The organism is Geobacillus sp. 47C-IIb, from assembly GCF_014679705.1.
Classification (GTDB): Bacteria; Bacillota; Bacilli; order Bacillales; family Anoxybacillaceae; genus Geobacillus; species Geobacillus thermodenitrificans.
Genome location: NZ_CP061473.1, coordinates 2,961,226 through 2,973,285, shown reverse-complemented (window position 1 = coordinate 2,973,285; position 12,060 = coordinate 2,961,226). Strand labels below are relative to the sequence as shown.

12 protein-coding genes are annotated in these 12,060 nt (G+C 52.2%); 2 read left to right on the top strand and 10 right to left on the bottom strand.

The window, feature by feature from the left end; all coding sequences use genetic code 11:
* Positions 1-111: 111 nt before the first annotated feature.
* Together IC804_RS15020 and corA are read right to left on the bottom strand one after the other, a co-directional pair.
* Complete coding sequence (locus tag IC804_RS15020; protein ID WP_008878774.1) at positions 112-762, bottom strand: glycoside hydrolase domain-containing protein; 651 nt, start codon at positions 760-762, stop codon at positions 112-114.
* Between the two features lie 68 nt (positions 763-830).
* Positions 831-1,823, bottom strand: a complete 993-nt coding sequence (corA, locus tag IC804_RS15015) for a magnesium/cobalt transporter CorA (protein ID WP_011887069.1) — start codon at positions 1,821-1,823, stop codon at positions 831-833.
* A gap of 191 nt (positions 1,824-2,014) precedes the next feature.
* On the opposite strand from corA, the gene IC804_RS15010 reads away from it, so the two are divergent.
* Both IC804_RS15010 and IC804_RS15005 read left to right on the top strand, forming a co-directional pair.
* A complete protein-coding gene (locus IC804_RS15010) occupies positions 2,015-2,242 on the top strand; it encodes an IDEAL domain-containing protein (RefSeq protein WP_081157277.1) in 228 nt (75 codons plus the stop codon).
* Between the two features lie 156 nt (positions 2,243-2,398).
* A complete protein-coding gene (locus IC804_RS15005) occupies positions 2,399-3,556 on the top strand; it encodes an aminotransferase A (protein ID WP_029760386.1) in 1,158 nt (385 codons plus the stop codon).
* Positions 3,557-3,757: 201 nt separating this feature from the next.
* Here the strand turns inward: IC804_RS15005 and IC804_RS15000 are convergent, their stop codons facing one another.
* The 8 genes from IC804_RS15000 to IC804_RS14965 form a co-directional block, all read right to left on the bottom strand.
* Positions 3,758-4,732 carry a quinone oxidoreductase family protein gene (locus IC804_RS15000; protein WP_008878778.1) on the bottom strand — a complete coding sequence of 325 codons (975 nt, stop codon included), beginning with the start codon at positions 4,730-4,732 and terminating at the stop codon, positions 3,758-3,760.
* Entirely contained in the window at positions 4,729-5,511 is a 783-nt protein-coding gene (locus IC804_RS14995) for a 2-phosphosulfolactate phosphatase (RefSeq protein ID WP_171355324.1), read from the bottom strand. The genes IC804_RS15000 and IC804_RS14995 overlap by 4 nt, the downstream gene beginning before the upstream one ends.
* Positions 5,512-5,520: 9 nt before the next feature.
* Positions 5,521-6,579, bottom strand: a complete 1,059-nt coding sequence (locus IC804_RS14990; protein ID WP_008878780.1) for a phosphotransferase family protein — start codon at positions 6,577-6,579, stop codon at positions 5,521-5,523.
* Positions 6,580-6,631: 52 nt separating this feature from the next.
* A complete protein-coding gene (locus tag IC804_RS14985; RefSeq protein ID WP_008878781.1) occupies positions 6,632-7,207 on the bottom strand; it encodes a TetR/AcrR family transcriptional regulator in 576 nt (191 codons plus the stop codon).
* Between the two features lie 96 nt (positions 7,208-7,303).
* Positions 7,304-8,923, bottom strand: coding sequence for a long-chain-fatty-acid--CoA ligase (locus IC804_RS14980; RefSeq protein ID WP_081157278.1), 1,620 nt, complete (start codon positions 8,921-8,923; stop codon positions 7,304-7,306).
* Between the two features lie 21 nt (positions 8,924-8,944).
* Entirely contained in the window at positions 8,945-9,727 is a 783-nt protein-coding gene (locus IC804_RS14975; protein WP_008878783.1) for an SDR family oxidoreductase, read from the bottom strand.
* Between the two features lie 22 nt (positions 9,728-9,749).
* Positions 9,750-10,958 (bottom strand): acyl-CoA dehydrogenase, encoded by a 1,209-nt coding sequence (locus IC804_RS14970; protein ID WP_008878784.1) that lies wholly within the window; start codon positions 10,956-10,958, stop codon positions 9,750-9,752.
* A gap of 128 nt (positions 10,959-11,086) precedes the next feature.
* A complete protein-coding gene (locus IC804_RS14965) occupies positions 11,087-11,953 on the bottom strand; it encodes an NAD(P)-dependent oxidoreductase (RefSeq protein ID WP_008878785.1) in 867 nt (288 codons plus the stop codon).
* Positions 11,954-12,060 lie beyond the last annotated feature (107 nt).

Below are 12,060 nucleotides of genomic sequence, written 5' to 3'. Positions count from 1 at the left end.
TCGCTGAAGCAAATTCGGTTACTGTTCGTCTCCGCTTTCGTTTCACTCAGAAGTGGCCGCCTGCTCGATCAAGATAATAAAAAGGCCGTTGCCTTGCTGCAACGGCGCTGTTCAATATAAAAAGTCAAGCAGGCGGCGATCCGCCAAATTCGTATCAACCGGACAGCCTTCTGCGTCGCGCCCGTACTGCCACGCCCAAACGTTCGCGCTACAAGGCGGGGCGGCCGGCTGGTAACGCGGAGCTTTTTGTTCTTTCGTCGTTCCAGGCCTTGGGGCTGCGCTCCAAATAACGGCCTGTACCGCCACTTGATTGTTGTTCCCAACCGCCTCGCAATAGGCGGCGGCGAAATCCCCCTGCGTCGGATCGGCATACAGCCCCGGACGATACCCAGTCGGATAGAGCGTTTCCACCCAAGCCGTAATCCAAGCCGCATCGACAGCAAAAAAATCTTCGATGTTGGCAAACAGCAATTTATTTTTCGGAATGCCGAGCCGCCGTGCATGGAACACCGCATTGCGCGCCGCCACTTGGCCGTTCGCATAGCCAACCGCCTCACGAAAGGCATTATAAATTGGCAGTACTTTGATCCCATAGTTGCGGATGCGGGTGATCTCGTCCCGCGTCAGCCCTTCCGAGACGTTCGGCACTTCCACCAAATAGCGACCCCAAAATTTCGGGTAACCAAACTCCGTCCGTACACATTGAAACAATTGGTCTGTGACGACTTGCGCCGAATCAACGCCCCAAACACCTCGTACCATCCTTCCCCCTCCTTCACGGTCGCATTGCCATAGTTATATATATGAGGGGGCCAGCTTGTTTTATACGGTTACCGACGCCGTTCCTCCTTCGACGAGTCGCCTTTTAACAGCTGAAACCAACCGTTGCGTTTAAACCAAGCAAACATCATTATGCCGATGACTGCCATGATCGCCAATACAGCAAAGTACCCATATTTCCAGCGCAGTTCCGGCATATAATCAAAATTCATCCCGTAAATGCCGGCAATAAAGGTGAGCGGCATAAAAATCGTCGTAATGGCTGTAAATGTCATCATAATGTTGTTCATTCGGTTGGAGTTGAGCGACAAATAGCTATCCCGGATATCGGAGGTAATTTCCCGATTCGTCTCGATCATTTCCGACAGCTTCAATAAATGATCGTAAATATCATGGAAATACAACTGCCGTTCTTTCATGCGCTGCAGTCGGTCGGAGTGGATGATGCGATACAGTAAATCGCGCATCGGCACAATTGTCCGGCGCAATTTCGATAAATCGCCACGAATATCAAACACTTTTTCGATAATGTCATGAATCGGCTCATTGTTCGTATTTTCCTCTAGATCATTTAACACATCTTCAATATTGTACAGTGGCGGGAAGTAATCATCGACGAGTTTATCAATCAGCCGATACATAACATGAAACGGCCCCTGCTGCACATCCTGCTCGCGTTTCAGCCGCTCCCATACGTCATCGACTGCGTGAATCGACGACTTATGAAACGAAACGATAAAATTTTGTCCGACAAACAAGTCAACTTCCTCAGCCTCGAGGGTTGTTCCCGCAATCGCATGAAGGACAACAAATAAGTAGCGGTCATAAAAATCAAGTTTCGGACGCTGTACATATTCCAAACAGTCCTCAATCGCTAGCGGATGGAAACGGAAAAATGAAGCGAGTAAGTCCGACTCCTCGTCCGTCGGTTCATGAAAATCAACCCAATACCATGAAACGTCTGGACTGTTGACGAACGCTAAATCAACATCATGCATAACCTCAAACTCTTTTGTTACGACACACGTGCGAATCATCGCCATCTCACCTTGCCATTTTTTCTCTTCTTATCATAACCGAAAAGCTGTTACACACCAACAAAAAACGGGTAAAGAAATCGTGTAGAGAAAAAATTGACAAAAAATATTTATCTAAATTTTCTTTACATTTTCACCAAAAAGGACGATAATATAAAAAGGGAACCCCTTCGTTCCCATATGGGAGGGAATTGACTATGTATGAAAAACAGTATCCAAACGAAGGCGCCATATTGTTCAACCAGCCTGAAGAAAAAAGCAGCTATGGTCCAATGGCCGAACAAGTGTTGAAAGAAGCACTCTTCCAGTTCCAGAAAAAAAAACTGATGGAAAAAATCGACGAGGCGCTTGCTACTGGCAACAAACCGTTGTTTGTCAAGCTTTCCGCCCAATATAACGACTTATTGAAAAAATACGGCGCGTAAAAGGAGAGAACGACGTTGGAGTGTGAATCATCTATGACAGGATGAGCCCCATTTCCGTCTACGGAAAACGATCCGAACGGAAAGGGGCTCATTTTTGTTTTTCCGTTTTGCAGGCCCAATGGTACAATAGAGAAAAAACGGAAAGGTGGACAGCTTGTGAAACACCTCATTCAGCCACGCGTTCAAGCCATTCAACTATCTGGCATCCGTCAATTTTTCAACCTTGTCTCCGGCCGGCCAGGGTTAGTTTCCTTGACGATCGGCCAACCGGATTTTCCGACACCCGATCATGTGAAAGTGGCAGCCCAAGAAGCGATCGCCGCCGATTTCACAACATATACGGCGAACGCCGGTCTCCTGGAGTTGCGCCAAGCTGCTTGTCAATTTGTCGCTGATAAATACGGGCTTCGCTACAGCCCGGATGAAGTGATCGCCACCGTTGGCGCCAGCCAGGCGCTCGACATTACGTTTCGCACCATTTTAGAAGAAGGGACGGAGGTGCTTCTTCCCGCGCCGGTCTACCCCGGCTATGAGCCGCTCATCCGCTTGTGCGGGGCGAAACCGGTGTACATCGATACAAGACAAAACGGCTTTCGTCTGTCGGCCGAGTTGATTAAGCCTTACCTCACCGACAAGACACGTTGCCTCGTCCTTCCGTATCCGTCCAATCCGACCGGAACGACGCTGTCAAGTGAAGCGCTGGAAGCCATCGCTGCACTGATGAAAGGAAGGCCGATTTGGATCGTGTCTGACGAAATTTACAGCGAGCTCGTCTATCGCGGGCGCCACCGCTCAATCGCTGAATGGTTGCCAGAGCAGACTATTGTCATCAACGGTCTAAGCAAATCACACTCGATGACCGGCTGGCGCATCGGATTGGTTTTCGCTCCGTCCTTTGTCATCGAACAGATGGTCAAGGTGCATCAATACAGCGTCTCCTGCACGTCGTCGATCAGCCAAAAAGCAGCGGTTGAGGCGCTTACCGCCGGCAAAAATGACGCCGAGGCAATGCGCGCTGCCTACGCTGAACGTCTTGAGTACGCTTACAATCGCCTCACGGCCATGGGGCTGCCTGTGGAAAAGCCGGACGGCGCGTTTTATTTGTTTCCGTCGATCGCTGCGTTTCGTATGCCGTCGTTCGATTTTGCCCTTGATGTCGTTGAAAAAGCCGGCGTCGCCCTTGTTCCCGGAAGCGCCTTTTCTGAATACGGCGAAGGCTACGTTCGCCTGTCATACGCCTATTCGCTCGATGTGCTCAAAGAAGGGCTCGACCGGCTCGAACGATACGTTCACGAAAAGAGAAACAGTCTATAAAACAAATGTAACGCTGTTTTCCTTTCAGCGCGATATCGTATGCGGTGGCCGCCGATTGGTTTACGCACATATAAAAGGGTGTCCCACAAAGACAACGGGACACCCTTTTTCATCACGATATACGATCTGAACACTTCCACAATACAGCATCTTGTCTCTCTTGAAGAAAGGCGACCTTTCTGGTCAACTCCATTCCTCTTTTTACGGCACAAGTAACAGTTTGCCGCTCGTTTTCCTCCCTTGCAACAGCTCGTGTACCATAGCCGCCTGCTCAAGCGGATAGACGCCGCCGATGATCAGCTCTAAGCTTCCTTCTTGCACCCAATGGAGCAATTCACGCAAGCTTTGCTCGTACAGCGCCCGCTTCCGCATGATTTGCGGCAAGAAAAAGCCGACGACAGACCAGTTTTTCGCCATCAGACGAGCTGGGTTAAGGCGCGTCATCTCCCCGCTTGCCATGCCGTAAACAACAAGGCGACCGAACGGGGCGAGGCAATCAAGCGTTTGATGGAAAATACCGCCGCCCACCATTTCCAAGGCAACGTCAACGCCGCGGCCATCAGTCGCCTCCATCACAGCCTTGGTCCAGTCGTTTTGCGTATAATCGATCGTCACATCAGCACCAAGACGCCGAGCAAGCTCCCGCTTTTCTTCGGTGCTCGCCGTGGCGATAACGGTTTTCGCGCCGAACCGTTTCGCCAGCTGCACGGCGAGCGTGCCGACGCCGCCGGCTGCCGCGTGAACGAGCACCGTTTCTCCGTCCTCCAGACGGCTCATCGTTTTTAAAATATGATAGGCACTTAACCCTTGCACCGGCAGCGCCGCTGCTTGTTGGACATCCATCCCATCCGGCAGCGGCACGACCGCCCGCTCATCAACGGCAACAAACTCGGCGTACCCTCCCGACTCCACTAAGGCGACGACGCGCTGCCCTGGGCGGATCGCCTGCACGTCCGGACCAACTTCACGGACGACACCGGCCACTTCAGTTCCAGGCACGAATGGAAGCGGTGTCGGTACAACGTAGCGTCCTTCTCGTCTCGCTGTATCGGCGTAATTGACGCCAATCGCCTCCGCCTCAATCAACACGTGGCGACCGGATGGCGACGGGCGTTCTACCTCTTTCACCTCAAGCACATCTGGACCGCCGTATTCCGTAAATTGTACCATTTTCATTGTTGTTTCCCCTCCCCCGCTACTTTCGTTTGCGTCATATCACGCATTTCCGGTCCAAACGACTCACACTCAAGTTTCGGAACGACAGAAAGAGCTCCATGCTGGTTGATGTAGTCGATCTCCTTTTCGAGACCGTAAGCGGCCATCCAGCGCCCGACACGCGAGGAGGACAGCACTTCTTTCGCCCTTCTTTCACCGCTATATTGCCGATAAAACAGCCAAGCAGCCATGGCGCTGTCGGAAAGCTCTGCAGCAGCGATTCCGTGCTCAATCAGGCAATGAACAAAATAGCCGGCGCCATAAAAATCCTCAAGACAAAATCGGCCGGATGAGCCGGAACAAATGGCGATAATCGTCTCTTCCCGATGTGAGCGGCAAACATATTCGCCGACTGCTGGGCTATTGAGCAAACTCGCTGCATACACAGCGCGGGCTGGCATCGCCTTACGAAGCGCCACCGTGCCGTTCGTCGTCGACAACACCACCGTTTTCCCCGGGCAAACAGTTTGCAAAAACAGCGGCGCTGGCGGGTGGAAGCCAACGATCGTCCGCCCTTCGCTTTCGCCGACAAGTTCGTAGCTCCCGTCAGGCAATCGCCGCCCGACTTCTCTCGCTTCGGCGGCGCTATACACCGGAATGACCGAGCGGGCGCCGGCAGCCAATGCCGCTGTAATCGATGACGTCGCGAGCAAGACATCAAACACAACGGCCACTTTACCGTCAGCAAGTGCGGTTTCGTCAATATCTTCTTTGCGCAGTACAACATGCACTTTCGTGATCATACTCTCTCACCGCCTTGTCGCCAGCTGCCACGCATGCTCAATGAGCGCCTCGACAAACTGGTTGAAATGACGAAACCGCTCATCATTTGTTTGTCCGCGGCGATAGCGGTAATAAATTTGTTGACAGATGACGGCCAATTTAAAATAAGCAAACGTTAAATAAACGTGCATATCGGAAACATCGCGTCCGCTTTTTTCTGCATACGCAGCAATAAACTGTTCACGCGTATAAAAGCCAGGCCGAACGGTGACCGGCTCGCGGCCGAAACCTTGCTTGACAAGCGGTGGGTCGTCTTCCTCAACCCAATAACTCATCGCCACCGCCAAATCAGCAAGCGGGTCGCCAACAGTCGACATTTCCCAATCGAACAAGCCAACCATTTTCGTTGCATCATCCTCAGCAAACAAGGCGTTATTCAGCTTAAAATCGTAATGGATGACCGTCGCCTCCCGCTGTGGCGGGATATGGGAAGCAAGCCACTTCATAAGCGCCTCAGCCGCTGGAACATCATCTGTTTTCGCTCGTTCGTAGCGTTGAATCCATCCGTGCACTTGCCGCTCCATAAACCCTTCTGGCTTGACTATCTGCACAAGGCGCGTTTTCGTATAGTCAATTTGATGAATGTTGACAAGCGTCTCAACCATCGTCTCGGAAATGCCGCGGCAGACGTCTTCCGTGGGGTCGATGCCATCTGGGAAATCGCTGTCAATCACAACGCCGTGACGTCGCTCCATCACAAAAAACGGGCTGCCGATAACCGATTCATCTTCACAAAAGTAGAATGGCTTCGGGGCCAATGGGAACAGTGGATGAATTTCAGCAAGCCATGTGCTCTCCCGCTTCATATCGTGCGCTTTCGGCGGCACGGGGCCAAACGGCGGGCGGCGCAGCACCGCCTCCCATTCCCCGCAGCGAAGCAAATACGTTAAATTCGACCGACCGGCGGAAAATTGCTTGATCTCGAGCTCGCCGTCCGGTATATCCGGCAACACTGTGCGTAAAAACTTAGCCAGCTTTTCGGCTGGCAGTTCTTCCCCTTTGCGAACCGGAATAATGGCGGTCAATCTCCCCTCTCCCCCTTTACGAACGCGTTTGGGTGTGCGCCGTTTCACTTGTCTATCGAGTATATGGCGCACTCATTCCTTCAATCAAAATCGTCACCATTTGTTTCGCCACTTCAGCATCGGTCAGCTCGCCGTCCGGACGAAACCAATGATAGCTCCAATTGGCCGCCCCAAGCACAGTAAGGGTAGCAATCGATGGCGACAAATCGCGGCGCAGTTCGCCAGTTTTCATTCCTTCTTCAATTAACGCCTGCAGATGATAGCGGAACAAATCGCGCTTTTCTTTCACTTTTTGCAAATGTTCCTCGCTTAAATGCTTCATCTCACGGAAAAAAATGCGCGCCTGTCTTCCTTGCCGCTCGACATTATGAATGAGCATATAAACGATGGCGTACAACTTTTCCCGCATCGTCCGCTGCTCATCATTCATAATGCGCGCCTGTTCGCTAAGCAGCCCTTCAATGTAGCGAAGATGAATGTCCATGAGCAGCTCTTCTTTGCTTTTGAAATAGTAGTAAAACGTCCCTTTCGTCACCCCGAGAGCATCGACAATATCTTGAATCGACGTTTCGCTAAACCCGTTTTGTTCAAATAATTCAATGCTGGCAGCGATAATTTTTTCCCTCATGTCTTTCCACCTCTTGCCTTACATGTAGTCACCGCCAGCTATTTTACCATAAAACGGCCAAGCCTGCTCGGGACCTGGCCGTCAACTGCGCCTTCGTCATTGCGGGCGAGACGCCTCTTCGCGCAAAGCACGACGCAAAATTTTGCCAACGTTCGTTTTCGGCAGTTCGGTGCGGAACTCGACGATGCGCGGCACTTTATAGGACGCTAGATTTTTCCTACAATGACGAATAATATCGTCTTCGTTCGCCTGTTGCCCGTCTTTTAAGACGATGACCGCCTTCACTGTTTCGCCGCGATACGAATCCGGCACACCGATCACCACCGCCTCTTTCACGGCCGGATGTTCATATAGCACTTCCTCGACCTCGCGCGGATAAATGTTATAGCCGCCAGCAATGATCATATCTTTTTTCCGATCGACAATCGTCACGTACCCCTCCTCGTCAATCGAAGCCAAATCTCCGGTGTACAGCCATCCGTCTCGCAGCGTCACCGCTGTTTCCTCCGGCATGTTCCAATACCCCTTCATCACTTGCGGACCGCGGATGATGAGTTCACCGACCTCACCCGGCGGCAATTCTTGCGTGCCCGTCGCCACATCGACGACTTTGTACTCAGTAAGTGGCATGCCGATGCCGACTGTCCCCGGCTTGCGTGCAGCAAACGGTGGATTGCAGTGCGTCACCGGGGATGCTTCGGACAGTCCGTACCCTTCGAGAACGACCGCCCCGGTTTTTTCCTCAAAATCGCGCATGAGCTCCATCGGCATCGGTGCGCTGCCGCTGTTGCACGTTTTAATACTGCTAATGCCGTATTGCTCGACTCCAGGTGTGTTCGTAATGGCAACATACATCGTCGGCACACCGGGGAACACAGTCGGCTGCTTGTCTCGGATCGTCTCGAGCACCTCCTTCAGCTCAAAGCGCGGCAATAAAATGTTTTCCGCTCCTTGATAAATGGCCAAGTTCATTCCCGAAGTCATGGCGAAGACGTGGAAGAGTGGGATCACAGTTAAATAGCGCTCTTTTCCCATCTCAAACGTGCCTTTGAAAAATTCGGCACATTGCAAAACATTGGCGAAAATGTTGCGATGGGTGAGCATCGCCCCTTTCGAGCGTCCTGTCGTTCCGCCCGTGTATTGCAGTACAGCGACGTCATGCGCCGGTTCGATTGGCACTGGACGCACTTGCCCGCTTCCTTCGGCGAGAAACTCATCAAATGTGACGTCTTCGGCGGCCAATGAAGCGGAGGACGGCGCTCCGAAGCTAACGGTCACCGCCCGCTTGATGGCCGTCCCCTCTCTTACTGCGGCGAGGCGCGGATAAAGCGGTTCATAAATAATGATCGTCTCAGCTCCGGAATCGTTCAGCACATACGCCAGTTCACGCTCGACGAGCATCGGATTCACTTGGGTGACGATGGCGCCAGCCTGTAAAATGCCATAGTACGCAATGACGTATTGTGGACAGTTCGGCAGCATAATCGCGACACGGTCGCCTTTTTGCACTCCGAGCGTCTGCAGACTGGAGGCGAAGCGGTTAACCGCCGCAACGAGCTCAGCATACGTGATCGTTTTGCCGTAAAACGTCAGCGCGGGATGGCTGCTAAATTGCGCTGCTCGCTCATGGAGCACATCGCATACCGTTTTGTCCGGAATGTCAATATGAAATGACACATGTTCCGGATAAAGAGACAAGGCCCGTTTTTCGCTCATTTGCTTTCCCCCTTACTTTCGTTAAATGCCAGACGCATGACTGCCGCCGTCAACGACGAGGAGCGCGCCGGTGACAAACGCGGATGCCGGCGAAGCGAGGAATAAGACAGCGCCTTTTAAGTCATCCTCACCACCAAAGCGGCCGAGCGGCGTATGTTCCAACACTTTTTGACCGACACGCTCAAGGACGACACGCGACATTTTCGTTGGGAAAAAGCCAGGTGCGACCGCATTGACGCGAATACCGTGTTTTCCCCATTTGGCAGCTAGATCGCGCGTAAACGTAATGACTGCCCCTTTGCTTGTGTTGTAGCCAATCGTATTTAAAATGTCCGGATGCGTGCCGCCAAGGCCAGCGACAGAGGCGATATTGATGATGGCGCCTCCGGTTTGCTTGGCAATCATCACTTTGCCGACCTCTTGGCTCATCAAAAACGTACCAGTGACGTTGACGTTCATTACCTTTTGCCATGCTTCAAGCGGCATCTCCTCAACCGGCGCCCCCCATGTCGCTCCGCTGTTGTTGACCAAAATATCAATGCCGCCAAATTCTTTTTCCGTCGTTTCGACGACCTTTTTTACGTCATCCGGGTTCGTTACATCGCACGGCAAAGCAAGTGAGCGGACGCCGAGCCGTTCAATTTTTTCTTTTACTTGCTCACACGCTTCCACCTTGCGCGAGCAGACGATGACGTTCGCCCCGGCTTCGGCGAGGCCGATGGCGATTTGTTCACCGAGACCTCGCCCACCACCGGTGACGATGGCCGTTTTTCCTCCAATTTTAAATAAGTCGAGCACATGCATGAACGCCACTTCCTCCCCCATGCTATTGATATTGACGCAGTTCAAGCTTTGCAACTTGCTCTTTATGCACTTCGTCTGGCCCATCAGCGAGACGGAGCGTGCGCGAGTTCGCCCACATGGCGGCAAGCGGGAAGTCGTTGCTCACCCCGGCGGCACCGAACGCTTGAATGGCGCGATCAATCACTTTTAAGGCGACATTTGGAGCGACAACTTTAATCATGGCAATTTCTTTACGCGCAACCTTGTTACCGACTGTATCCATCATGTACGCTGCTTTCATTGTCAACAGGCGCGCCTGCTCAATCTCGATGCGCGACTGGGCGATCCAATCGCGGATCACGCCATGCTCAGCGAGCGGCTTGCCGAACGCTACCCGCGACTGCACACGCCGGCACATGAGCTCAAGCGCTCGTTCCGCCGCACCAATGAGGCGCATGCAATGGTGAATCCGTCCTGGACCGAGCCTTCCTTGGGCGATAGCGAACCCTTTTCCTTCCCCCCAAATGATGTTTTCTTTCGGCACCCGCACGTGATCATATGTAATCTCCGCATGTCCGTGCGGCGCATGATCAAAGCCAAACACCGGCAACATCCGTTCGATTTTCACACCTGGTGTATCGAGTGGAACGATGATCATCGACTGCTGTTCATGTTTTGGGGCGTCCGGGTTCGTTTTGCCCATGACGATGGCCACTTTGCAGCGCGGGTCACCGGCGCCGGACGACCACCATTTCCGTCCGGTAATGACATATTCGTCACCGTCACGGATGATCGACGCACGAATATTCGTCGCATCGCTTGACGCCACATCCGGCTCGGTCATTGAGAAGCACGAGCGGATTTCCCCGTTTAAGAGCGGAACGAGCCATTTTTGTTTTTGCTCCTCGCTACCGTAGCGGACAAGCACTTCCATGTTGCCTGTATCCGGCGCATTGCAGTTGAACACTTCCGGAGCGATAAGGGAACGGCCCATAATTTCGCAAAGCGGTGCGTACTCGACGTTCGTTAAGCCGGCTCCGTACTCGCTGTCCGGCAAAAACAAATTCCAAAGCCCTTCTTTTTTGGCTTTTTCCTTTAGCTCTTCGATGATCGGTGGCACGCCTGACCATCTCGACTCTTGTGCATTCAGCTGCTCCTCGTACACTTTTTCGTTCGGATAAATATACTCCTCCATGAAAGCGCTTAATTTTCTAATCAGCTCTTGGACTTTCGGCGAATAGGAAAAGTCCATGCCCTCCCCTCCCTTTATACCAACCGGTTAGTATGTTCCTCTTACTTCTACTATACCTCGATAAGAATTAATATTCAATATTTTTTGATAAATATATTTAGCATAAAAAATGGGGCGAAAACCGCCCCTTACTTCTCAACATAGCGCTTGTACAGCGCCTGTGTGCCGCTGTTTTCCTCACCTGCTTGCGCCAGCTCTTCGTACATCGATTTGGCGAGCGCTAGTCCCGGAAGCGGCAAATTCATGCGTTCAGCTTCTTCAAGCGCAATTTTCATATCCTTAATGAAATGTTTAATGTAAAACCCGGGCGCAAAATCACCGGTGAGCATGCGCGGCGCCAAGTTACTTAATGACCAACTGCCTGCCGCTCCTTTGGCGATACTTTCAAGCACACGAAATGGGTCGAGCCCTGCCTTTTTCGCATACGCCATCGCTTCGCAAACACCGATCATATTGGTGGCAATGGCGATTTGGTTACACATTTTCGTATGTTGGCCGGCCCCGGCTTTTCCTTGAAGGATGATGTTCGTGCCGAGATGCTCAAGAATCGGTTTGCACGCCAAAAACACCTCTTCATCGCCGCCGACCATGATCGTCAACGTTCCTTCACGGGCGCCGATATCACCACCAGATACCGGAGCATCCAACGCGTGAATGCCTTTTTGCTTTGCCGCTTCGTAAATGGCTTGCGCTAGCGTTGGTGTCGAAGTTGTCATATCGATGACATACGTTCCCGGCCGCGCCTGCTCCAAAATGCCTCCCTCACCGAAATACACTTGCTCGACATCGTGCGGGTAGCCAACCATTGTCATGACAACGTCCGCTTCCCGCGCCAAGTCGGCGACCGTTTCCTTCCATACCGCCCCTTCCTCAAGCAAGTCGAGCGCCTTTTCCTTCGTACGTGTATGGACAAGAAGCGGGTAGCCCGCTTTTAACAAATGACGCGCCATGCTTTTCCCCATGACACCAAGGCCGATAAATCCGATTGTTTTCATGCTGTCTCTCCCTTTCTGTTCGTTTTGCCAAAACATCTGGCGAACATAACCGTCTCCTGCTACTCAACGATTCTTAAGAACGGCAGAATGATAGATTCAAAACAGTT

Bases quoted from the DNA above. Each gene is read 5' to 3' on its own strand.
- IC804_RS15020 (WP_008878774.1), bottom strand. From the start codon at position 762: ATGGTACGAGGTGTTTGGGGCGTTGATTCGGCGCAAGTCGTCACAGAC.
- corA (WP_011887069.1), bottom strand. From the start codon at position 1,823: ATGGCGATGATTCGCACGTGTGTCGTAACAAAAGAGTTTGAGGTTATG.
- IC804_RS15010 (WP_081157277.1), top strand. From the start codon at position 2,015: ATGTATGAAAAACAGTATCCAAACGAAGGCGCCATATTGTTCAACCAG.
- IC804_RS15000 (WP_008878778.1), bottom strand. From the start codon at position 4,732: ATGAAAATGGTACAATTTACGGAATACGGCGGTCCAGATGTGCTTGAG.
- IC804_RS14985 (WP_008878781.1), bottom strand. From the start codon at position 7,207: ATGAGGGAAAAAATTATCGCTGCCAGCATTGAATTATTTGAACAAAAC.
- IC804_RS14980 (WP_081157278.1), bottom strand. From the start codon at position 8,923: ATGAGCGAAAAACGGGCCTTGTCTCTTTATCCGGAACATGTGTCATTT.
- IC804_RS14975 (WP_008878783.1), bottom strand. From the start codon at position 9,727: ATGCATGTGCTCGACTTATTTAAAATTGGAGGAAAAACGGCCATCGTC.
- IC804_RS14970 (WP_008878784.1), bottom strand. From the start codon at position 10,958: ATGGACTTTTCCTATTCGCCGAAAGTCCAAGAGCTGATTAGAAAATTA.
- IC804_RS14965 (WP_008878785.1), bottom strand. From the start codon at position 11,953: ATGAAAACAATCGGATTTATCGGCCTTGGTGTCATGGGGAAAAGCATG.